The 22,675-nt window shown below is 71.2% G+C and carries 16 protein-coding genes; 1 reads left to right on the top strand and 15 read right to left on the bottom strand.

Translation table 11 applies throughout. The features are described 5' to 3' along the window. The first annotated feature begins 31 nt into the window (after positions 1-31). Positions 32-457 carry an NUDIX hydrolase gene (locus tag GFH49_RS00200; RefSeq protein WP_155053665.1) on the top strand — a complete coding sequence of 142 codons (426 nt, stop codon included), beginning with the start codon at positions 32-34 and terminating at the stop codon, positions 455-457. On the opposite strand, the gene GFH49_RS00195 is transcribed toward GFH49_RS00200, so the two are convergent. The 15 genes from GFH49_RS00195 to GFH49_RS00125 form a co-directional block, all read right to left on the bottom strand. After that, complete coding sequence (locus GFH49_RS00195) at positions 444-1,205, bottom strand: hypothetical protein (RefSeq protein ID WP_230396077.1); 762 nt, start codon at positions 1,203-1,205, stop codon at positions 444-446. The genes GFH49_RS00200 and GFH49_RS00195 overlap by 14 nt on opposite strands. A gap of 126 nt (positions 1,206-1,331) precedes the next feature. After that, positions 1,332-2,138 (bottom strand): ABC transporter permease, encoded by an 807-nt coding sequence (locus GFH49_RS00190; RefSeq protein ID WP_196217801.1) that lies wholly within the window; start codon positions 2,136-2,138, stop codon positions 1,332-1,334. Position 2,139: 1 nt separating this feature from the next. Next, the gene (locus tag GFH49_RS00185; RefSeq protein ID WP_155053664.1) at positions 2,140-2,943 is read right to left on the bottom strand and encodes an ABC transporter permease; all 804 of its coding nucleotides are present in this window, start codon (positions 2,941-2,943) and stop codon (positions 2,140-2,142) included. A 1-nt stretch (position 2,944) separates the two neighbouring features. Next, positions 2,945-3,940 (bottom strand): ABC transporter ATP-binding protein, encoded by a 996-nt coding sequence (locus tag GFH49_RS00180; RefSeq protein WP_155053663.1) that lies wholly within the window; start codon positions 3,938-3,940, stop codon positions 2,945-2,947. 207 nt (positions 3,941-4,147) lie between these two features. Next, positions 4,148-7,018 (bottom strand): glycoside hydrolase family 2 TIM barrel-domain containing protein, encoded by a 2,871-nt coding sequence (locus tag GFH49_RS00175; protein WP_155053662.1) that lies wholly within the window; start codon positions 7,016-7,018, stop codon positions 4,148-4,150. Positions 7,019-7,045: 27 nt separating this feature from the next. Next, entirely contained in the window at positions 7,046-7,918 is an 873-nt protein-coding gene (locus tag GFH49_RS00170; protein WP_155053661.1) for a carbohydrate ABC transporter permease, read from the bottom strand. Continuing rightward, positions 7,915-8,880, bottom strand: coding sequence for a carbohydrate ABC transporter permease (locus GFH49_RS00165; protein WP_155053660.1), 966 nt, complete (start codon positions 8,878-8,880; stop codon positions 7,915-7,917). Before GFH49_RS00165 ends, GFH49_RS00170 begins: the two co-directional genes overlap by 4 nt. 20 nt (positions 8,881-8,900) lie before the next feature. Continuing rightward, a complete protein-coding gene (locus tag GFH49_RS00160) occupies positions 8,901-10,154 on the bottom strand; it encodes an ABC transporter substrate-binding protein (protein WP_155053659.1) in 1,254 nt (417 codons plus the stop codon). Positions 10,155-10,399: 245 nt separating this feature from the next. Next, positions 10,400-11,650, bottom strand: coding sequence for an ROK family transcriptional regulator (locus GFH49_RS00155; RefSeq protein WP_155053658.1), 1,251 nt, complete (start codon positions 11,648-11,650; stop codon positions 10,400-10,402). A gap of 206 nt (positions 11,651-11,856) precedes the next feature. Then, entirely contained in the window at positions 11,857-13,092 is a 1,236-nt protein-coding gene (locus tag GFH49_RS00150; protein WP_155053657.1) for an FAD-binding protein, read from the bottom strand. Between the two features lie 69 nt (positions 13,093-13,161). Then, positions 13,162-14,187 carry a ParA family protein gene (locus GFH49_RS00145; protein WP_155053656.1) on the bottom strand — a complete coding sequence of 342 codons (1,026 nt, stop codon included), beginning with the start codon at positions 14,185-14,187 and terminating at the stop codon, positions 13,162-13,164. Further along, positions 14,177-18,046 (bottom strand): TIR-like protein FxsC, encoded by a 3,870-nt coding sequence (locus tag GFH49_RS00140; RefSeq protein ID WP_155053655.1) that lies wholly within the window; start codon positions 18,044-18,046, stop codon positions 14,177-14,179. Before GFH49_RS00140 ends, GFH49_RS00145 begins: the two co-directional genes overlap by 11 nt. Before the next feature lie 352 nt (positions 18,047-18,398). After that, positions 18,399-19,358: an AAA family ATPase gene (locus GFH49_RS00135; RefSeq protein ID WP_155053654.1), complete on the bottom strand. Its 960-nt coding sequence runs from the start codon at positions 19,356-19,358 to the stop codon at positions 18,399-18,401. Beyond that, on the bottom strand, positions 19,355-21,421 hold the full coding sequence (locus GFH49_RS00130; protein WP_230396076.1) for a vWA-MoxR associated conflict system protein: 2,067 nt from the start codon (positions 21,419-21,421) through the stop codon (positions 19,355-19,357). The genes GFH49_RS00135 and GFH49_RS00130 overlap by 4 nt, the downstream gene beginning before the upstream one ends. Next, entirely contained in the window at positions 21,418-22,371 is a 954-nt protein-coding gene (locus GFH49_RS00125) for an alpha/beta fold hydrolase (RefSeq protein ID WP_230396075.1), read from the bottom strand. The genes GFH49_RS00130 and GFH49_RS00125 overlap by 4 nt, the downstream gene beginning before the upstream one ends. Positions 22,372-22,675 lie beyond the last annotated feature (304 nt).

Raw genomic sequence — 22,675 nt, 5'->3', positions numbered from 1 at the left:
GTACTCATCACCGGCGAGGGACCGAGGAACCATGGCCATGGACATCCCCGGCGACAGGCGACTGGCGGCTGCCGTCGTGATGAACGACGACCAGCGGGTGCTGCTGGTGCGCCGCAGCGAGAAGGAGCGGTTCCTGCCGCGGGTGTGGGGCGTGCCGTGCGGGAAGCTGGAGCCGGGGGAGAGCCCCGAGGACGGCGCGCTGCGCGAACTGAAGGAAGAGACCGGGCTGCTCGGCGAGATCGTCCGCAAGGTCGGCGAGTCGTCCTTCGTCAGCGACTACCGGGGACGCGAGATCAAGAACTGGCAGGACAACTTCCTGGTCCGGCCGTTGTCCGGGGAGATCAGGCTGCCCCAGCCCGACCAGGAGCACATCTGGCTGCGGCCGTCCGAGCTGACCCGGGTCGACATCGACGACTACAACCTCGACGTCGTACGCCAGGCCCTCATGAACCCCTGAGCAGTTCCGCCAGAGAGCCGAGCGCACCCAGGTAGTCCGCCGTGCTCAGCGGCACCTTCGCCACCGCCCCCGGATGCGGGCCCGCCGCCGTGAACACGTCGGTGCCGCGCCGCCGTTCGCTCCCCGTCTCCAGGAACAGTGTCACGGTCGGCCCGTCCGTGTCGCACCAGGCGCGATGCAGGGTGTGCGGCGGCAGGGCGTAGGAGCAGCCCGCCGCGTACTGCCCCACATGCGTCAGCCGCAGCCGGGCCGGGCCCGCCGGTACCAGCCGCCAGTCCGCCGACTGCTCCGCCAGGGACTCCTCGTACCGGTCCGCCGCGATCTGGCCGTCGCCCCGCACCTCGTACAACTCCATGGCCAGCCGTCCCCGGACGATGTAAGAGGCCAGCGGGGAACGGTGGTTGTGGATGTCCTCCGTGCCGATCCCGCCCGTGCCGGGATGCCACAGATGGGCGCGCAGCATGTGCCGGGGGCCGCCGTCGACCAGCAGGAGCTTGTCGAATCCGAGTACATGGCGGTACGACAGCCTCGCGCATCCTTCCGGATCGCCCTCCCCGGAGGCGAGTTTGGAAGTGACCCCGGAGCCCCTGCTGGGCCGGGTCACCTCGGCCTTCTGGACGCTCCAGTACTCCGCGGCCCCGGTCGGCGCGGCCGTCCTCACCTGGGCCGCGGAACGCCAGGGAACGGCACCCGTCGCGCTCGTCGCGGGCGGCTGCTGCGTACTGATCGCGGTCGCAGGGCTGTTCACGCCGATAGGGCGGTCGGGCGCCGGTTGACACGTACACCCTTCGCGCCTTCGCGTCGAAGGGAGGGCCCGCGCAGGGCCGGAACACACGCTCGGCGCGACGAGCGGGCTGTGCCCGGGTCGGCTCCGTCACCCGTTCACACCCGCGTAGTGCCTGAGGCTCCACCGCCACAGCAGCCGGGTCGCGAGATACGCCAGTACGCCCAGCAGCGGGGAGGCCGCCGCCAGCCAGTACGGGACGCCGGTGGTGTGGCCGTGGCCGGTCAGGACGGCGGCCGGGAAGTAGGCGACGAACGCGAGCGGAAGGCCGTACGTCAGCAAGCCGCCCACCGCCTTCGGCAGGACGTTGAGGGGGTAGCTGCCGAAGGTGCCGAGGAGCTCCTCCAGCCAGCGGCTCCAGTAGTCGGCGGCCGGGAAGCGCAGCGCGGCGCAGGCGACGACGGCGAACAGCGCCGCTTCCAGGAGCATGCCGCCGAGTACCGCCGCGATCAGGTACGAGATCCGGCCCACCGTCCAGTCCAGGTGACTGCGGCTGAGCGCGCCCGCCATCAGGCCCGCCGCGACGGTCAGGTCGCCGATCGCGTTGGTCGGGAAGTAGGCGAGCTGGACCTGGCGGTACACCGGCATGGGGCGGACCAGATAGACGTCGATCATGCCTTCCTGGATCTGCCGGCCGATGAAGTGCAGTCGCCCCAGCACCAGGACGAACAGCCCGTGCGCCAGCATCCGGATCGCCGGGATCAGCAGCACGTCCGAGCTGTCCCAGCCGCCCATCCCGGTGAACCGGGCCAGCAGCACCGTCGCGAAGACGATCACCGAGACCTGCCAGATCGCGCCGGCCGCGATGTTCAGCAGGAACTCTGTGCGGTACTCCATCGCGGAACGGATGTTGAGCAGCGAGATGCGCCACACGATGCGCACAGCCTTCAACGACATCTCAGCCCCCCTGCGAGATCACGCGCCGTGCGGCCTGCCGCCACACCCACCGGGTGAACAGCGCCAGCACGACGACCCAGGCCGCCTGGACGGCCAACTGGACGCCCGCGTCGGCCAGTTGGATCCGGCCGACGTAGATCGAAAGCGGTACGCTCAGCGTCGCCTGGAACGGCAGGAAACCGCTCAGCGTGATGAACCAGTCCGGGAAGTACCACAGCGGCGCGTAGACCCCGGACAGCAGGTTCTGCACGAAGATCAGGATCAGCATCGCGGAGTTGTTGCGGATGGTGAAGAAACACATCTGGTCCAGGACGAGCATCACGTAGTACAGCACCCACTGGCCGAGCAGCAGACTGACCGCGAACACCCCCGCCACGGCGGCCGACCGGGGCGGTTCGACCACGCCGGCCGCCAGACAGACCGCGAACCCGCCCAGCGCCCACGCGAGCCCGTACAGTTGCTCGCCGAGCGCACGCAGGGCGTAGTACCGCTGGGGCGGCAGCGGGCGCAGGTACCAGTAGACGATGGTGCCGAAGTGCATGTGCTGCAGCACGGTGTCCCGGCCCGCGTACTGGTCCAGCTCCCGCAGCCGGGAGGCGAGTACGGCCAGCACGGCGTACGTGACCGCCTGACCCTCGTCGAGGCCGGCGGTGGTGGAGGTGTGCGAGTACAGGCCGTGCCACAGCGACGCCACCAGCACCACCTGCACGGCCAGCCGGACCAGCACGGCGGTCATCCGGGGCGGCGTGTGCAACTCGCCGAGAGGGGTGACGCGGGCGGCCCGCCAGGCGTGCAGAACGGCCACGTCAGACCGCCTCGGCGTGGACGTAGGCGGCCCGCATCACATCTTCCAGGTCGGCCTCGTCGATGGCGACGCCCGTCACCTCGTACCGCTCGATGACCGTCTTCAGCGCCTGGTGCACCGTGGGCGCGTCGGGTCCGTCGGGCCCGAAGACGACCCGCGGGCCGTCCCGCCGCAGCACCGCGATGCCCGGCAGCGGTACGACGTCGGTGTGCGCGTCGGCGAGCGTGGCCCGTACCTGCCACGTCGAGCCGAACTTGCGGCGGATGTCGTCGAGGCTGCCGTCCAGGACGAGCCGGCCGTGGTTGATCAGGACGACCCGCTCGGCGAGCCGCTCGACCTCGGTCATGTCGTGCGTGGTCAACAGGACCGTACGGCTGCGCTGTTCGACCTGGTACCGGAGGAACTCCCGCACCTGCTCCTTGACCACCACGTCCATGCCGATGGTCGGCTCGTCGAGGAAGACCACCGGCGGGTCGTGCAGCAGGGCGGCGGCCAGGTCGGAGCGGACGCGCTGGCCGAGGGAGAGGTGGCGGACCCGGGTGTCCCAGAAGGAGGAGAGGTCCAGGAGGTCGTCGAACTCCTCCAGCCTCGCCGCGTGTTCGGCCTTCGGCACCTCGTAGATGTCCCGCAGGATCGCGAACGACTCGCGCACCGGCAGGTCCCACCACAGCTGGGTGCGCTGTCCGAACACCGCGCCGATGTTACGGGCGTTGCGCTCCCGCTCCTGGTACGGCACCACGCCCGCGACCCGGCACTCGCCGGACGTCGGTGTGAGGATGCCGGTGAGCATCTTGATGGTGGTGGACTTGCCGGCGCCGTTCGGGCCCAGCAGGGCGAGGAGTTCGCCGGGTGCCACGTCGAAGGTGATGTCCTGCACGGCGTGCTTGGCGACCCGCTCCGGGTCGACCAAAGACCGCAGTGTGCCGGTGAAACCCGGGCGGCGGACGGTGGTGTGGAAGGTGCGGGACAGGCCGCGGACCTCGATGCTTCCGCTCACGTCGTGAACTCCCTAGCTCGAACATGGCTCGAACACGAGTTGCGGCCGGTCGGCTGAAAGGGCCGACCGGCCGCGGGTGCGTCATGACCGTCGCAGAATGTCGATCAATCGGTCAATGGATTAATGGTTCGGCCAGTTGGACTCCTCGATCACCTGAAACTCCTCGATCACCCGAAACTCCTCGACCACCTAGGACTCGTCGATCCCTCAGGACTCGTCGCTCGTGGAGAACACGAACGAGAACTCCGCCGGCTCGGCCCGCAGGAAGTACCGCGGCAGCGGGCCGGGACCGCAGGACTGGGAGCCGATGCCGTGCTGCCCGTGGTCGAGGTTGACCCATACCGTCTCTCCGGGCGTGAGATCGGTGAGGTGCCCGGCCGCGTCCAGCTGCTCGTTCGTCCAGCGGCGCGCGCTGAAGTAGAACTCCGGGTCGCCCTCGATCCGCAGCCCGCCCAGCTCCGCCCAGCGGACGTCGGCGCGGGCGCCGTTCTCCTGCGGACGGACGTACGGCGTCTGCAGCTCGTCCACGGTCGAGTGCCAACGGCCCAGCTTGGAAGCCGACTTGGTGTCCGGGTACGCCTCGCCCGGCCCGCCGCCGAACCACTTCACCCGGTCGGCCCGCGGGAGTCCGAACCGGATGCCGAGCCGGGGCAGCGGCACGCTCCAGTCGCCCTCGGGGCGGACGGAGACGGTGAGCTTCAGCCGGGTCCCGTCGGAGGTCCAGCGGTACACGGTGTCCAGGCCCACCTCCCAGGCGGCGGGCGCCACCCGGGTCCGCACGGTGAGGGAGTCGTCCGCCGGCTCCACCGCGTCCAGGCGGTGTCGCATGCGGTGCAGGCCGAACTTGCGCCACAGCACACCGAACCGGACGTCCGACTGCCAGGGTGCCCCGTCGTCGTTGTCGGTGGGGGCCCGCCATACGTCGAGGCGGAGACCGGTCACATCGAGGCCGCCGATGGTCTTGAGCGCGCCGGTGCGCGCGTCGAAGGAGGCGGGACCGAGGTGGATGAGCTGCTCGCTCGCGGTGGGGCGGCCGACGGCCGCGACGGAGGGCTTCACCCGTTCTGCCACGGCAAGTTGGGCCCACGCCACCTCGTGGTCCTTCGGGGCCCAGGCGGTGTCGTCCGCCAGCAGCGCCCGGACCGTCCACTGAGCCTCACCGCTCGGCCCGTCCGGCTGCGGCAGCTTCACCTCGGCCGACTCGCCGGGCGCGAGCGCGGGCACGTTCAGCGCCCCGGCCTCGACCGTCTCTCCGTCCACCTGATACGACCACTCGAAGGCCAGCGCCGACAGGTCGGCGAAGTCGTACCCGTTCGTCACCCGTACGGTGCCGTCCGCGCCGTCGCCCTCGATGCGGACGGGCTCGATGACCTTCTTGTACTCGATCAGACCCGGCGACGGCCTGCGGTCCGGGAAGATCAGCCCGTCGCAGACGAAGTTGCCGTCGTGCAACTCCTCGCCGAAGTCGCCGCCGTAGGCGAAGCCCAGCTCGGGGTGGGTGATGCCGTGGTCGATCCACTCCCAGATGAAGCCGCCCTGGAGCCGGTCGTACGACTCGAAGAGCCGCTGGTAGTCGGCGATGCCGCCGGGGCCGTTGCCCATGGCGTGGCCGTACTCGCAGAGAATGAACGGGAGCCGGCGCCGCTTGTGGGTGCCGCCGTCCAGTTCCTCACCGATCCGTTCGACCTCGGCGTGGTCGGCGTACATCCGCGAGTACATGTCCGTGTCACGGCAGTCGATGTCGCCCTCGTAGTGAACGAGCCGCGAATCGTCCCGGCCGTGGATCCACTCGGCCATCGCGGTCAGGCCGCGGCCGGTGCCCGCCTCGTTGCCGAGGGACCAGATGACGACCGACGGGTGGTTCTTGTCGCGTTCGACCATACGGGCGGCGCGATCCAGCAGGGCCGGGGTCCAGCGGTCGTCGTCGGAGGGGTTGTCGCGCCAGGCCTGCTCGGTGAAGCCGTGCGTTTCGAGGTCGCACTCGTCGATGACCCACAGGCCGTACTCGTCGCACAGGTCCAGGAAGGCCGGGTGCGGCGGGTAGTGCGAGGTGCGGACGGCGTTGAGGTTGTGCCGCTTCATCAGCAGCACGTCCTCGCGCATGGTCGCCAGGTCGAGGGCGCGGCCCTGCTCCGGGTGCCATTCGTGGCGGTTGACGCCCTTGAAGAGGAGGGGCTTGCCGTTGACCTTGATCAGCCCGTCTTCGAGGGCGACCGTCCGGAAGCCGATGCGCAGCGGGACGCGCTCGCCCTCCGTCGCCAGCACCCCGTCGTAGAGATACGGGGTCTCCGCCGTCCACGGCCGCACCGGCACCGTCACCGGCTCGCCCGTCGCGACATCGACGTTCAGGGCGGGCACGGTCACCCGGCCGTCGACGTCGGAGTCGACGCGCAGGGTGCCCTCGCCGGTGGTGTGGTCGTAGGAGGCGTGCACGAAGAAGTCGCCCGCGCTGCCCGCCGGGCGGTGCAGCAGCGTGACGTCACGGAAGATGCCGGGCAGCCACCACTGGTCCTGGTCCTCCAGGTACGACCCCGCGGACCACTGGTGCACCCGCACGGCGAGGACGTTGCCGGCCGGCTTCAGCAGCGGCCCGACCGCGAACTCGTGCGGCAGCCGGGAGCCCTTGAACTCGCCGAGTTCCGTGCCGTTCAGCCAGACGCGGGCGCAGGATTCCACGCCGTCGAAGCGCAGGACGGCGCCGCCGTCGCCGGGCCAGTCCGCCGGCAGGTCGAAGAGGCGGACGTGGTCGCCGGTCGGGTTCTCGGTCGGGACGTGGGGCGGGTCGACCGGGAAGGGGTAGAGATGGTTGGTGTAGACGGGTGAACCGAAGGCACCGTCACCCTGGAGGACCCAGTGGCCGGGGACCGTGACCTCGGCCCAGTCCCCGGTGTCGTATCCCTCCTCCGCGAAGGAGTCGTCCTCGGCGTCCGCCGTCGCGGAGAGGCGGAAGCGCCAGCTGCCGTTGAGGGAGAGAGACGCGGCGTCGGGGGACGCGTACCAGGCGCGGGGCGGCAGGGCCCCGCTGCCCGGCCCGACGTCCTCGACGTAGTCGATGGCCGTGGATGGACGGAAAGACATCGGTCTCCAAGGTTTCGGTGGAGGGCGTCAGCCCTTGATGCCGGTCTGTGCGATCCCCTGGACCAGCCAGCGCTGGAGGAAGAGGAAGACGAACAGCAGGGGCAGGATGGAGATGGCGGTGGCCATGAAGATCAGGTGGTAGTTGACGGTCTGGTTGGTCATGTACGACGACAGCGCCACCTGGACCGTCCAGGCACTGGGGTCCTGGCCGATGACCAGCGGCCACAGGAAGGCGTTCCAGCCGTTGATGAAGGTGATCGTGGCGATCGCCGCGAAGAAGTTCAGCGAGTTCGGTACGACGACACGCCAGTACGCACCCCAGTAGCCGAGCCCGTCCACCCGCGCCGCCTCCTCCAGTTCCTTGGGGAACCCCAGGAAGTACTGCCGGAAGAGGAAGCAGGTGAAACCGCTGAACAGGCCCGGGATGATGAGGCCTCGGTAAGTGTCCACCCAGCCGAGGGACGAGACGAGGACGAAGCTCGGCACGAAGGTGACGGCGGCCGGGACCATCAGGGTCACCAGGACGGCGTAGAAGATCTTGTTCGCGTGCTTGTAGGGGATACGGGCGAGACCGTAACCGGCCAGCGAGCAGACGAGGAGCACGCCGACCGTGTGCAGGGTGCCGACGACCATCGAGTTCCACATCGCGCGGGCGAAGTCGACCGTGGGGTCGTCGAACGGCTCGGTGATGTTGCTCCACTGGATGTCCGTGGGGAAGAACTGCCAGTCCGAGCCGGTGATCTCCTGGTCGGTGGAGAGCGAGTTGCGGATCAGCAGGTAGAAGGGGATCAGGAAAAGGACGGCGGCGACGCTCGTGGCGATGTAGAGGCCGGTGGAGCTCATCACTCCGCCACGGCGCTTGCCGCGTGGCTTGTCGATCCGTGGTGTGGTGGTGGTCACTTGGCCTCCTCACCCCTTCCGAAGCCCATGATCCTGCCCTGGAACAGGGTCACGGTGCAGATCAGCAAGGTCAGGATCACGGCACCGGCGCTGCCTCTGCCGTAGTCCTGCTCCTCGCCGAGGGCGATGTAGTAGAGCTCGACGAGGGGTGGTCGGCCCCAGGTGGTGCGCTCCAGCAGGTTGAAGAACTCGTCGAAGGCTTGATAGGCCGCGACGAGCAGCAGCAGGATCACGGCCGTGGAGGTGGCGCGCAGCTGCGGCAGCGTGATGTACCAGAAGGTCTGCCAGCCCCGCTTCGCACCGTCGATCGCGGCGGCCTCGTACAGCTCGCCCGGGATGTTCTGCAGCGCGGCCAGGAAGAGAATCATGTAGAAACCGCACTGCAGCCACAGTCGTGCGGTGACGATGACCAGCCAGTACCACGGCGGATCGGGGTTGGCGAGCCAGGCGACGTTCCCGACGTCGAACACGCCCAGCACGGTGTTGGCGAGGCCGAAGCGGACGCCGTTGAAGATGGACATCTTCCAGATCAGTGACGCGGCGACATAGCTGACCGCGGTGGGCAGGAAGAACACCGACCGGAAGAACGCCCGCATGAACCGCAGCCGGTTCACCAGCAGCGCCAGACCCAGCGACAGCGCCCAGGTGGTGGGCACGATGATCGCGGCGAAGACGGTGAAGGTGACGAGCGAGCCCATGAAGTCGTCGTTGCTCAGCATCTCCCGGAAGTTGTCGAAGCCGACGAACTTCTCCGGCGTCACGGTGAACCGGGCCTCGAAGAAGCTGAGGTAGATGCTCCAGCCGATGGGGATGTAGACGAAGATCAGCAGCCCGGCGAGGAACGGGCCGGTGAAGAGCCAGAAGTTGAAGGTACGGCTGCCCCGCAGCCCCCGCCACGGCCCGGCCTTGGGAGCCTTGGCCGCGGCGGGGGGCGCGTGGTCGAGCTTGGTGGTTGTCGACATCGCGGAAATCCGTCCGGGGCTTATCCGAAGAGCTTCTTGAGCTCGGAGTTGACCTTGTCGTCGCACTTGTCGAGCTCGGCCTCCGGGTCATTGCCCTTGCGGACGCTGTTGGCGAAGACGTCCTCCGTGGCGGTGATCATCGCCTGCGTCCAGCCGATCCGGTCGAACTTGCCGTACTCGTTGAACAGCTTGACGCCCTCGGCCGGCAGACCCGACTTGAGCTTCTCGGCGCTTTCGGCGATCGAGGTGCGCGGCGGGATGTGGAAGCCGTAGGACAGGGCCCAGTCCTCCTGGTAGTCCTTCTGGTCGATCCACAGCCACTTGACGTATTCCTTGGCCTCGTCGACCTTGTCGCTCTTGGCGTTGACGAACATCGACCAGCCGCCGTTGTAGACGGCCGGCTGGCCGGCGTCGCCGATCTTCGGGAACGGCATGATGCCGAGGTCGTCGCCGAGCGCCTCCTGGAACTGCGGCATGGCCCACATGCCGCACCACTGGATGGCGCACAGCCCCTGGTTGAGCGCGGACGGGTCCCAGAAGTCGGCCGGGGCGTCGAGGAGCAGGTCGCCGCTGGTGAACAGCTTGCGCATCTGCTTGATGCCCTCGACGACGCCGTCCGTGTGGTAGGCGATCTTGTTGTTGTCGTCGAGGGTGTCGGCGCCGGCCGCGTAGATCAGCGGCTGGATGACGGCGTGCAGGTCGTTGCCGAGGAACAGGCCCTTGACGTCGTCGGTGGTGAGCTTGGCGGCAGCCTCCAGCAGCTCCTCCAGCGTGGTCGGCGGCTGGACGCCCGCATCCTCCAGCATCGACTTGCGGTAGAAGAAGAACTGCGGGTCGTCGATCATGCGGATGCCGTATATCTTGCCGTCGACCGTGTGCGAGGCGATGTCCGCCTGGTTGAAGTCGTCCTTGACCGGCTCGACCAGGTCGGTGAGGTCGGCCACCTGACCGCTGTCGATGAGCTGGTACTGCGGGTGGAACTCGAACACGTCGGGCGCCGAGTCGGTGAGCAGCGCCGCGAACAGCTTGCTCTCGAAGTTCGACCCGGTGATCCACTGCGTGGTCACGTCCGCGTTGTCGTACGCGTTCGCGTACCGCTTGATGGCCTGCTCGGTGCCCGCCTCGCCGTACGCGTGGAAGTACTGGACGAGGCTGTCGCCCGAGTCCCGGCCGGTGTTGCTGCCGCACGCGGCGAGCCCTCCGGCGGCGGCCAGCCCCATCGCGGCACGCAGTACGGTCCGGCGGTCCCAGTTTCTGTTGCTCAGTGCCGACATTTTGACGTCCTTGTCTTGAGTGGTGCTGCGGCTGCGGCTCCACGGCTCGATGGCCGGTGGCTCAACCGATGGCCCAATTCGGCTTGCGGTGCGGGGACGTTAACCTTCGGCTAAGCCTTCGGCAAGGGGTTGGACGAAGTCTGCACGAAGCGTTGTACGGCGTTCGGAATGCCGGACGCGACAAGGGGCGGGCGCCGGACGAGAACAGCGGTCTCGCGGGTGAGTCGCACGCATCCCTTCCGTCGTCAAGAAGGTGGTGCATTACGGCTCCTCGCCGGGGTGGCGCGCTTTGCGGCAGTCCTCTGCCCCAGGGACTGCAGTGCGCCTTCGAGCGCGAACGTGGCCGCGCCCAGGCACGCCGGGTCGGTGGGGATGGAGGAGAGGACGATCTCGGTGGCGGCCAGCGGACGCCTGAGCGCGTGCCGCCCGACGGCGTCGCGCACGTCGTGCAGCAGGGGTTCGCCGAGCGTGCGGGCGACCCAGCTGCTGAGCACGACCACTTCGGGGTTGAGGACGTTGACCAGGTTGGCGATGCCGGCGCCGATGTAACGCGCCGTCTCCCGTACGACCTTGAGGGCCACGGGGTCGTTCGCGCTCACGCCGAGCGCCAGCGCGTCGATCGTGGCTGTCTGGTCGTCCGGGTGGAGCAGCGGGCTCTGCGGGCTCAACTCCCGCAGGTTCAGCATGATTCCGGCCGCGCCGACATAGGCCTCCACACAGCCGTGGTTGCCGCAGCGGCACAGTCGCCCGTCCAGGACGAGCGTGGTATGGCCCCATTCGCCGGCGCTGTTGCTCACCCCCCGGTACAGCCCCCCGCCGAGCGCGAGCCCGGCACCGACGCCTGTTCCGAGGTTGACCACCACCGTGTCCCCGCGCCCCCGCGCCGCCCCGAACCACATCTCCGCGACCGCGCCGGCCCGCAGCGGATTGTCCAGGTAGAGGGGGTAGGCGATGACCTCGGAGAGCAGGTCGAGAAGCGGCACATCGTGCCAGTCCCAGTTGGGCGCGTACTCGGCGACCCCGGTGTCGCGGTCCACCTGCCCCGGCACGCTCACCCCGACGCCGAGAACGCGCGCGCCCTCAATGCCGGCCTGCGCGACCACCGAGCCGACGGCCGCGGCGACATGGACGACGACCTGCTGCGGGAGGCTCTCGCCGGGCCGCATGTTCTCGTCGGCGCGGGCCAGGACGTTCAGCGCGAGATCGAACAGCTCGACATGGACGTACGTCTCCGCGATGTCGACGCCGATCAACGCGCCCCCCGACGCGTTGACGGCCACGAGTCCCCGGGGGCGGCCTCCCGCCGAGTCCTCGAACCCGACCTCCGTGATCATGCGGAGGTCGAGCAGCTCACCGACGAGCGTGGCCACGGTGGCCAGGCTCAGCCCGGTTGCGGCGGCCAGCTCCTGCCGGGAGGTGGGCGATTCGGCGATGATCTGGCGCAGTACCTCGTAGCGGTTCGCGGTGCGGATGTCACGTGAGGTGCCGCGCTTCATCGAACTCCCCTTACTGGCAAGCGCCGGTGCACATCGTTCGGCCGGGGGTACGGGGGTTGTCCCCCGGAAAGGCACAGCACCGGGTCGGCCTCCATCCCCTCAGCTCGGGCCGGGTCGACGTCGGCACCGGCGCGGCGCAAGGCTATGGGCTGCGAAGACTTTCGACAAGGGGTTAGGAAAGGGGGTGTAGGAAGTCTCCCGCGTGTTCAGCCGGTCAGGATGTCCCGCACGAAGGCGTTGGCGAATTTACCGCCGGGGTCGAGCGACTGGGCAAGCGCCCGGAAGTCGCCGCGCCGCGGATACCGGTCCAGCGGGGCCACCGCGAACACCTTCCCCCAGTGCGGCCGGGCGTCGAGCCCGTCCAGCGCCTCCTCCACCCGCCGCACCACCGGCAGCACCGCGTCCGCGTCCTGGACCCAGGTGAAGTGCACGGCCACCGTGTCCCGCCCGTACGCCGGGCTCAGCCACTGGGTGTCCGCGGCGACCGTGCGCACCTCGCAGGTCTGCACGACGGGAGCGAGCCGCGTACGGATCGCGTCGAGCGCGTGCAGCATGTCCAGGGCGTACGGGCGGGGCAGCAGGTACTCCGACTGCAGCTCGGCGCCGCTGCTCGGCGTGAACTCGGCCCTGAAGTGCGGCAGCCGCTCGTGCCACGGCCCCGGGACGCCGAACTGCTCCGTGCAGTTGACCGCGGGCATGCCCGGCACCGGGTGCAGCTTCTCGGTGGCGGGCGCGGCCCAGGGGAAGTCGGGCAGCGGCTGGTCGGTACGCCGCTTCAGCCACACCTGCCGGAAGCCGGGCGCACGCCAGTCGGTGAAGAGGCTCACGCTGTACGCGGCTTTGGCGACCGTCTCGAACTCCAGCCGCTCCAGCGGGAGTTCGGTGAAGACATGCTGCTCCACCTCGAACGCCGGCTCCAGATCCAGGGTGAGCGCGGTGACCACACCGAGCGCGCCGAGCGAGGTGACGGCCCCGCCGAACCGGGCGTCCGCGCGCCCGATCCGCACCGTCGATCCGTCCGCCGTCACCAGCTCCACCTCGCGCACGGGCGCCGCCAGCGAGCCGTTGGCCACCCCCGAGCCATGGGTGCCGGTGGCGACGGACCCGGCCACCGAGATGTGCGGCAGGGACGCCATGTTGGGCAGCGCAAGCCCGCGCCCGTGTACCACCCGGGCCAGCTCCGCGTACCGCACCCCGCCACCGACCCGCACGGTACGGGCCGACGTGTCGACATCGATCTCGGCCGGCAGCCCGGCGAGTGACAGCAGAGCGCCCTCGGCCCCCGGCTCGGCGATCTCGTTGAAGGAGTGCCCACTGCCCAGCACCCGCACCCGGGCACTGTCGGCCACCAGGGACCTGAGCGCGCCGAGCGAGCGCGGGCGGTGCAGCTCCGCGGCGGTGTAGGTGATGTTGCCGGCCCAGTTGGTCACGGTCCCGGTCATACGGTCGCCCCTCCCCATGGGTGCGCAGATCCGGATGAGTTCGCAGATCCGGCAGGTCACGGCAGGAACCTACCGCGACGGGTAGTCCGGGTACGGATCGCGGTCGCGGTAGGCCCGCATCAGCCGCCGGCGCTCCTCCTCCGGGAGCGGGACCAGTGAGGTGACCGTGCCGTCGCTGATCCAGGACGTCAGCCGCTCGTAGGCGGCGAGCAGGGTGCCGGGCTGGGCGGGGCGGTCGCCCACCGTGGCGGGGATTTCCTCGTGGGCGTAGAAGGAGCGGTACGGGGTCTCGACCTCCCCCCAGTAGCGGTCGTGGTCGCCGTCGACGAGCCAGGAGAGGCAGGGGGCGAACACCTCCCGGGCGGTGTCACGCGCCCGTTCGAGCAGGTCCCGCTCGCTGTCCTCGACCCGCATCGGCACCGGCAGCACCCGCAGGGGACGCGGTGCGGACCGCTGGGCGGTGACGGCCGTCGCGGCCGTACCCTCGATGCTCTGCAAGGAGTAGGGGAAACAGGCGACAAGGTCGTCCGGCAGCGCGACGGTGCACATCCCGACCGTGGGGGCGGCGCCCGCCCGGCAGTCGACGAGGACGTAGTCGTAGGCCGCGGTCAGCTCCCCCCGAAGCGTCTGGAGGAGCGTTCCACCGCCGAGCGCCTCGTAGAAGCGATACCAGTTGAAGGTCGAGACGGCTGCCGCATACCGCGGCTGCTGCCGCCCCGCGGGCATCAGGTCCAGGCGACCGCCGGAGGACAGACGCAGATCGGTCCCGGTGACATACCGGGCGGGGCGCACCCAGGCCCGCAGCCAGTCCCCGTCGTCCGGCTCGTCCTCGGCGGGCGGCCTGAGCACCTCGCTGACATACCCCCGGACGAGCTCGATGAGGCCGTCGGTCGACCGCAGGTGCGTGTCGACGAGCAGCGGGTGAAGGAAGTTGTGCGCGCCCGGGGCTTCCAGGTCCCAGTCCACGACGAGGACCCGTCGCCCGGCCGAGGCCAGGATCCAGCCGACGTTGACCAGCGCCATCGTGCGCCCCGCGCCGCCCTTGTACGAGTAGAAGGTGACGATCCTGCCCCGGCCGCCGATGTCACTCGTCATGCGCCTCGGCCCTCCTCGGGGACGCCAGCCCGGGCAGGGGCGGGGCCAGCGGTCCGGTGGGCAGCCGGCGCGGGGGTGTCGCGTCGATGAGCCGGTTCACGGCGACCGCGACCATGACGGCCAGCACCTCGTCGAGCCGCTCACTGGTCACGCGGATGCGGAACAAGGGCTCATGCGGGTCGTTGCGGCGCACCCAGTTGCGCGAGAACACCTCCCGGACGCCGTCCCAGAGAGCCTCGTCGTCCTGGGCAAAGCCTTCGTCGTGCTCCCAGGGGACGATCACGCCGGTGAGGGGATGGTTCCGGCCGTCGAACGCAAGGAGCGCTGCGCGCAGTTCGGTGTCGCTGAGGCTCCGTGGATCGACGATCAGAATGCAGATCTGCGCCAGTTGCTCGGCTCTGTGCAGGCTTCTCGCCAGTGAGCCGTCGATGAGGTGCACGGACGTGGTCAGCCCTTCCTCCGTGATCACCCGCTGTACCCGGGGAGCCAGGGAGGACGCATCGGGCGTGACGAACACGCGGGCATGAGCGGACCGCTCGGACACCTGCTGTCCGGGGAAGGCGGACGGGACCGAGTTCAGATCGAGGTCCGGCGCGATGGGCAGGTGAAAGACTTCCGCCGCCCTGTGGACCGCGTCCGCGACGGACTGGACCACACGGCGGTAGGGCTCGCCGGACGGTTCGGTACGCAGCAGTTCCAGCAGCCCGTGCTGTGCGTACGGCTCGCCCTGGCCGGGGTCCAGAAGCTGGTACCGCGCCGCCGCATCGGGAAGTGAGACGGCCGGGGGAGCCCACTGGACGGGGACGAGCGCGCGGGCGTCGACATCGGTGAGTTCCCGGTACCGCGTCAACCTGTCCGAGAAGGCCGCGAACTCCCTTCCGCAGGACCAGCTGCGGAAGTACGACGGTGAGTACAGCGCCACGAAAGTCCGGCAGAAACCGACGGCACGGCCCAGCACTTCTGCCCAATCGGCAGCGAGCTTGACGTGCTCAAGGTCCCGGAAGGGCGGCTGCGCACGCAGATCCGCATCCCGGTCCCTGAGCTCGGCCACGAGATCGTCGTAGAAACGCATGACATAGGGCGCGCTCTCGTCGCCTGCCCAACTGAGGAAGAAATAGGGGGAGTCAGTGAGCCCGAGCCGGCGTCGACGCCGGCTCCGCGTCCCGCCCTGCGTCGGCGCGCGCAGCCGCGGCCCCGTACCCGTGACCACGACCCGTCCGTACGTCGTGAGCGGCGGTCGTACCTCGTCGGGCAGTACGACCTCGTCCAGTCCGTCCACGACGACGATCCAGGGCCGGGTCATGCTCCGCAGCCGGTCGAAGAAGGCCCGTACGCCGTCGTCCGTGCCGGCCGTGTCCGTGCCGGCGATCACCGCCTCCGCCTCGGCGTACCGCGCGCGGATCCCTGCCGTGCTGCTCCCGGTGACCCAGACGACCAGGTCCACCCTGCGCTCGTCCCACTCGCGGCGGACGGCGCTCGCGGCGTAGGACCGCTTCTCGGCCGCCGACTCGCCGCCCAGCACGATCAGTCCGAACCCGGCGGTGTCCTCCCAGTCCCGGGCGAGGGCGGCGGCCTGGGAAGGGCCGCCCAGCCAGGGGCGGGGGAGGTTCCCGATCAGGAAGCGGGCGGGCCGCTTGGGGACGGCGGCCGGGGGTGGCGCGGCGCCGAGGACGCGCAGGCGCGGCGGTTGGGGCAGGTGCCGGTTCACCTCGGCCATGAAGCCCCGGTCGCGGGCCAGGTCACCGATGCCGACCACGCTGAGCCGGTCCGGCTCGCCCGGTTCCCGTACGACAGTCCGGGCGAGGCCCAGCAACTCGCTCCCGTGGAACACGGGTGCGCCGGGCGGGACGGACAACGGCTGCGGGGCCGCGGGTTCGAAGCCGACGACATCACCGTGCAGGACGCCGGTCAGGAAAGAGGGCGGTTCTCCGGGCGCCGGGGAGACGACTGTGCGGCACGGCACGGGCGGTGCCGTCGGGGCGGGCTCGGCCCAGGCCGGAGTGGGGGTGGCGTCGACAGGACCGGCGATGCCGGCCTCGGTCAGGTACAGGGCGACGCCGAACTCCCGGCTGCGCCAGATCTGCCGGCATCGGGCTCGATCCCGCTCGCCGTGGCCACGGGACCTCATCGCCACAAGCGGGCCCTGGCCCGGCAGCGGCGGAGGTGTCGCCGCGAGAACCAGGCGCGCGGCCAGGAGGACTCCGGCACCCGTCAGCTGGACATGACTTCCTCCGCTCAACTCGGTGATCCGTCCGAACTCGACGATGTGCACGAGGTCCGGCAGCCGTTCACCCGCCTCCTCGGCACCTCCGCTCCCGCCGTCCGAGATCCCCAGCCGCCGCCGGGTCGCCAGCGTCGCATGGGCGAACGGCTGTAGCTGGGCGGGCAGTTCACCGATGGCCCCCGGTGAGTGCAGGACCGCCGCGATGCCGTGCGGCGCGTGCGGATGGGTCTCCAGATGCCGGGTGAGGGCCCGCAGGGTCTGCCACGCGTCGTGGGTCGTCAGGTGGGCGCCGAGCCGGGACCGGGCGGGTTCGCGGAACGCCAGAACGGGGTCGTGCCCGGGGACGCGGGTCACGGTGAGCAGGCCGCTGGTGAGGAGTTCGGCGAGGTCGGAGAGCCGGGCCTCCGGTACGGCCTGTGCGCGCAGGGCGTGCAGCAGCGGCAGGGTGATCTCGGGCAGGTGGGAGCTGAGGATGGCGAGCCGGACGGCGGGCGCGGAGCCTGTGCGAAGGAAGGCGTCCGCGAGTGACGCGGGGTCGGCGGCGGGCTCGGCGTCGGCGGGTTCGGCGCGCGGCAGGCGCCCGGCGGCGGGGACGAGGACCGCGTCGCAGCCCTGTGGGTCACTGCCCATCAGGGTGCTCGCCCAGCGGCCGAGGGAGTACGGGGTGCAGGTGGCGACCGGGAGCGCCTGCCAGGGGCCGGGTTCCGTCGGGCGGCCGGGGTGTGGCCGCCAGCGCAGCGGTAGCCGGTGGCGCAGGGTGCTGTTGCGGCCGCCGGGGACGGCGGCGGTGGCGCGCACGGCGGGCAGGTCGAGGGCGGAGCGCCGCCACAGACGCGGCGGCAGCGGATCGACGAGGACGACGGGGACGCGCCGGCCCCAGTCGCCGAGCAGCCGCCAGGGGGCCGGCCCGTGCCAGCCGCGGGCGGCGCAATCGGAGAAGACCAGCAGGAGCCGTCGGCCGTGGGCTCCGCTGCCGTGGTGGGGCACCCGGTCCGGGGGGACCGGTGTGCCCCGGTGGTCGCGCAGCAGGGGCTGCGCGTCGGCCCACGTCCACTCCCAGGTGGACACCGTCCGGAAGGCGCCGAGGCCGCCGAGCAGCCGGGTGAGGGTGCGTGCGGTCTCGTGCCACACGCTCATCGACAGGGAGGTGTCCACGAGGGCGACGACTTCGAACCGCCGTTCCGGGCGAGGGGAGAACAGCGGGACGAGCGGCCCGCCGCGCGCGAAGTGGTCGACGGTGGCGTCGATGTCCAGCCGGGTCCTGCCGCCGCCCCGCCAGGTACGCCGGAACGGCCGCAGCGCACGGCCGACGGCGAGCGTCTCGGGCAGCGCGTCCGCGCGGCCCACGGACAGCGGGGTGCCGCGGACCCGGTCGCCGCTGCCCGGGGTGCGGGCGGACACCCCCGGATCGGGCGGTGCGGCGCCAGGTGGCGGGGCCGGGTCGGGCGGCGCCTCGGGCGGGGCGGGTTCGACGGCCGCCGGCTCGGGAGCCTCGGACGCGGCGGCGGCAACGGGGCCGGCGTCGGCCGAGCGGGCCGCGGCGAGCCACACGGCGTCCGCCATGTCGCGAGCGTCCGTGCCGTCCGGAACACACGCCACCAGCGCGGCCAACAACCGGTCGAGACCGTCGGGCACGGCACGGTTGGATCGGCGGTTGGGGCCGTTGGGTGCGGGAGGGTTGGATCGGTGGTCGGGTCCGTTGGGTGCGGGAGGGTTGGATCGGCGGTCGGGTCCGTTGGGTGCGGGAGGGTTGGGTTGGTGGTGGGGGCCGTTGGGTGCGGGAGGGTTGGGTTGGTGGTGGGGGCCGTTGGGTGCGGGAGGGTTGGATCGGCGGTCGGGTCCGTTGGGTGCGGGAGGGTTGGATCGGCGGTTGGGGCCGTCGGGTGCGGGACGGTTGGATCGGTGGTCGGGTCCGTAGGGTGCGGGAGGGTTGGGTTGGTGGTGGGGGCCGTCGGGTGGGGGAGAGCCCAGTCGGCCGTCAGGGCCGTCAGGCACGGGACAGCTCGGCCAGCAACAGGTCGTGCAGGGCCTGCCGTTGGCCGTCCTCGGGCGCGAAATCGCCGGTGAGCAGGGCCACCGCGTTCAGGAGCTGGTCGACGGCCAGGTGCTCGCCGCGTCCCACCCGCTCGGCGAACTCCCGGATCAGGTCCTGGGCGCCGCCGTCGGGCAGCCCGTCGAAGTGCGCGCGCACGATGTCCCGCAGCAGGTCCGCCGTCAGGCTCGGCATCGTGTAGCGGATGCAGCGGCGCAGGAAGGCCGGGGCGAAGTCCCGTTCGCCGTTGCTGGTCAGCACGATGAACGGGAACTGTGTGCAGTGGACCCGGCCGTGGACGACGGTGTGCGTGTCCTGGCTGTCCCAGAGGCGGACGCCGACGCTGCGCCGCCGGTGACGGACGAGTTCGGGGACCTCGTACTCGCCGCGCTCCAGTACATCGAGCAGATCGCCGGGCAGGTCGAGGTCGCTCTTGTCGATCTCGTCGATGAGCAGGGCCCGGGGTCGTTCCGCCGGAAGCAGCGCGGTGCCGAGCGGGCCGAGCTGGAGGAAGGGGGCGATGTCGTCGCCGTGCCGGCCGGCGAGCCGGTGGTGCCGGGCGGTCCGGCCGGTGGCACTGCGCAGGCTCTGGGCGTGGATGCGGCCCAGGGCGTCGTAGCGGTAGAGCGCCTCGGCCAAAGTGCTGCGGGACGTGATGTGCCAGCGCAGCACGGGCCCGAGATCGAACTCGTGCGCGACCTGTTCGATGACGGTGGACTTCCCTGATCCGGCCGGCCCGGTCACCAGCAGCGGGCGGCGCAGGTGCAGGGCCGCGTTGACGGCGTCGGCCAGGCCCGGCGGCGGCTGGTACTCGCGGTGCTGGGAGGCGCGCGGGAACGTCCGCCACGGCGGCGCGGGCGCCAGCGCGGCTCGTCGCCGTATCCCGTCGCCGTGGTAGTAGGGCTTCCAGGTCACGATTCCTCCTCCAGAGCGGAGATGACACGTCGTTCGAAGGGGCGGCAGAACTCAAGCCAGTACTCGTCGTGCCAGACGGCCCGGATGTCGCCCAGGCACAGCAGGCAGTCCCGGTGGGCCTTCCAGCGGGCGCGGTAGGCATCCACGAAGCCGCCGGGCAGGGTGTGCCACTGCTGCCGTACCACCCTCCGCAGGCGGTCGTCGGCCGGACGGGCGTCCTGGCGCGGCCACAGGACGATGGGCGCGTACGGCAGGAGCAGTTCCAGCAGGTCCGGGAGGTCCTCGGGGTGGTGGTCCACGCCCACCGCCGTGGCGTACTGCCCGGCCCTCAGCGCGAACTCGAGACCGGGCCGGTCGTGCAGGATTCCGGCGTCGACCCACTCCACCGGGACCCGTCCGCAGGCGGCCATGGCCTGGAGGGATTTGCGGGCTGCGTCGTTGGTCTCCGCGTTGCCCGCAGCGGGGTCGAGCCGGCCGCTCCAGCGGACCATGACGGAGTGATGGGCGCCCAGGAAGTGCTGACCGATCATCGCCTCCTCCGGCTGCCACCGGGCCACCAGATGCGCGGGCGCGGCCACGTCGACGTGCACCAGCAGGTCGGGGGCGGGCAGTTGGCCGCGTGCCCAGGACAGTGCCTTCCCGATGGCCAGGCCCACCCCCACGGGGTCGGGCGGGACACAGCGGGTGCTCCACTGGGCGGGACGGTCGGCGCCGCCGCGCACCAGATAGGCCTCCACCTCCTCCGGCCAGCCGGTCCACGCCCCGGCCAGGCTGATGACCAGCCGCAGCCGCTGCTGCTCGCGGTCCGCCGTGAAGTCCTTGAGCGCGTCGTTGAACGCCGTGGTCAGCCGGTGCTGCCGGGCCCAGGCACGCAGCGGGCTGTGCTCGGTGCCGAGCCCGGCGAGGTCGGCGAGGGCCGCGAGGAACCGGGCAAGTCCCTGCCCGGGCCTGCCGCTGTCGGCCGGCTGGGCCCGCAGGGCGGCGTACTCCAGCAGATCGCGCAGCAGCGCCCCGTCCTCCGGTACGGGCGGGAATCCGGCGAGGCGCCCGGCGGTGCGCAGCAGGTCGCTGGTGAGCGCGTCGTCCAGGGTGTCGTCGACGAGGTCGGCCACGCGCACGCACTCCAGCAGCGCGGTGGTCACCTCGGCGACCCGTTCGCGCCACAGGGGCTCCGTCTCGTCGCCGGGCCGGCCGGTGCGGGCGAAGTCGTGCAGCTCCTCCAGCACGGTGAGGGTCAGCCGCTCGGGGATGCGGGCCGTCCTGCGCCACATCTCCACCGCCTCACGCAGCACCCGCCGCCCGAGGGGGCCGACGCACTCACCGGAGCCGGCCGCGGGGTGCCGCGCGTTGCGGGCCAGCCACAGGCCCTGAAGGGCGTACGGGTCGTTGTCGTACTCGGCACGTCCGACGGCCTGGCCGCCGACCCGCTCCCGGAGTGTCCCGGTGAGGGTGCGGTCCACGTACAACGCGCTCCCGGCCCCGGCGACGCCCTGCCGGAGCACCTCGGTGAGGGCAAAGGTCAGTTTGAGGTCGCGGGCGTCCTGACCGGCGAGCGCCGCGGTCAGGACGGCCAGCCGGGCCCGGCCCGACCGCACCCCGCCCGCGAGCCGGCGGGCGTCCGGCACCGCGCCGCCCGCGTGGCAGGTGTCGACGAGCGCGATGACGCCGTCCACGCCCGCTGTGTCGGCGGCGTCGGACAGCAACTGCCCGACGTGTACGGCGGAGCCGGTGCTCTCGGTCGTGGAGCCGCCGACCATGTAGTACAGGTCGGTCTGCTGCGGCGGGGTGAACCCGTGCCCGAGCAGTGCCACGATCAGCACGGCCGAGTCGGCCCGCGCCCGGGCGACCGCCTCGCCCATGGCCGTGCGGACGTCCTCCGGCGAGAGGTCGTCGCCGATCAGCAGGGACCGGTGGGCGCCGATCCGGCGGGCACAGCCGCCCAGGACCGGATCGGTCAGGACGGCGTGCAGATCCCGCGCCGCCCGCCCGAGCCGCGTCAGACGGACCATGGAACCGCACTGGGCGGCTATCACCAGCACGTGCCGAGCCGTCGGACCGGTCATCGCTTCAGAGCCTCGACCACGGGTCCGGCCAAGGCGGGCTGCCGCAGGTACTTCGTCGCCGTGTGCACCCAGATCCCGTCGGAGTCGACCCGGTCGGTGACGGGCAGCACCCCCGCCCGGTTCGGCAGCATCCAGCGCCGCACACGGGGCCGGCAGACCACGATGTCGTCCCGGTCCCAGAAGTTGAGCCACCGTTCGACGGGCTCCGGGGTGCGGGCCGGCCGGGGCCGCACCCGCTGGAGCACCGCCGTGGCCGTGGCGAGCGGGGAGCCGAGTGTCACCAGCAGCCGGACCGGTCCGGCGTACCGCTGAAGGGCCTCGAAGGCCACCACCGTGCCGAGCGAGTGGGCGACGACCACGAGCGGCCGACCGGGCTCCATGCCCCGCAGCACCCGCTCCCGCACCCGCGCGTCCAGCGGCCGGCCGGCGGCGTCCGGCTCGCCGCGCCCCAGGTAACGGCCCACCTGGGCGAGCTGGCCCAGCAGCGACCGGCCGCTCGCCCACTGGGCAGCTCGTCGCAGCCCCGGGATCTGGAGCAGTGTGGTCAGGACCCCGGCCAGCAGACGCACGGGCTCACCGACCCCCTGCCGCTGGTCCGTTGCCCCGCCCCCGGTCGGCTCGGGCAACTGCTGCCGGGCGTCCTCCACCACCTGCAGCATCAGCGGGTCGTTCCTCTCCCGGGCCTGGTGCGCGAGTTCATCGATCAGCTTCTCGACGAGGTTCAGCAAGAAGGCCTCGTCTGCGTCGAGTGACGCCCCGACGGCGTCCCCCTGCCGCTCCCGGTCCAGGAACAGGTCGCTGTAGTCGGCGAATCGGACGTCGGCCAGCCAGCCCCGGGTCAGCCCCGAGACGGAGTCGCTGTGACCGGCCCGGCGCGCGCCGCAGGCCAGGGACTCCAACCAGGTGCGCCGTTCTTGTTCGGCGTTGCGCAGGGCACCGATGCCGTGCACAAAGACCAGTTGAGCTCTGCCCGAAGCGGCCACCCGTCCCCCCGCGGTGCTCTCATGTGCCACGTCCGGCCGGCCCGGCGCGACGTGGACTTGTAGCGATGCTTATCAGATGAGGTGACGCGTTTGCGTAGGAACGGCGAAACCTCTCGGGCCACAGGGAAGCGCCCAGCGGGGGCCCGGCACTCCGAGCCCACGGACGGGGGCCTACCGTGAGGAGTCGAACGCCTGAGCCGGGAGGAGGCACGGGATGGGCAGCCGTACCGCGCTGGTCGAGGATCTGATGGAGTGCTTTCCGCATGTGCCG

It is taken from the genome of Streptomyces blattellae (genome assembly GCF_009709555.1).
In the GTDB taxonomy this organism is placed as follows: domain Bacteria; phylum Actinomycetota; class Actinomycetes; order Streptomycetales; family Streptomycetaceae; genus Streptomyces; species Streptomyces blattellae.
This window is presented reverse-complemented; position numbering and strand designations above follow the sequence as displayed.

Excerpts from the sequence above, each read along its gene's own strand:
- GFH49_RS00190 (WP_196217801.1), bottom strand. The coding sequence starts at position 2,138 with ATGTCGTTGAAGGCTGTGCGCATCGTGTGGCGCATCTCGCTGCTCAAC.
- GFH49_RS00155 (WP_155053658.1), bottom strand. The coding sequence starts at position 11,650 with ATGAAGCGCGGCACCTCACGTGACATCCGCACCGCGAACCGCTACGAG.
- GFH49_RS00200 (WP_155053665.1), top strand. The coding sequence starts at position 32 with ATGGCCATGGACATCCCCGGCGACAGGCGACTGGCGGCTGCCGTCGTG.
- GFH49_RS00150 (WP_155053657.1), bottom strand. The coding sequence starts at position 13,092 with ATGACCGGGACCGTGACCAACTGGGCCGGCAACATCACCTACACCGCC.
- GFH49_RS00130 (WP_230396076.1), bottom strand. The coding sequence starts at position 21,421 with ATGACCGGTCCGACGGCTCGGCACGTGCTGGTGATAGCCGCCCAGTGC.
- GFH49_RS00175 (WP_155053662.1), bottom strand. The coding sequence starts at position 7,018 with ATGTCTTTCCGTCCATCCACGGCCATCGACTACGTCGAGGACGTCGGG.
- GFH49_RS00145 (WP_155053656.1), bottom strand. The coding sequence starts at position 14,187 with ATGACGAGTGACATCGGCGGCCGGGGCAGGATCGTCACCTTCTACTCG.
- GFH49_RS00165 (WP_155053660.1), bottom strand. The coding sequence starts at position 8,880 with ATGTCGACAACCACCAAGCTCGACCACGCGCCCCCCGCCGCGGCCAAG.
- GFH49_RS00160 (WP_155053659.1), bottom strand. The coding sequence starts at position 10,154 with ATGTCGGCACTGAGCAACAGAAACTGGGACCGCCGGACCGTACTGCGT.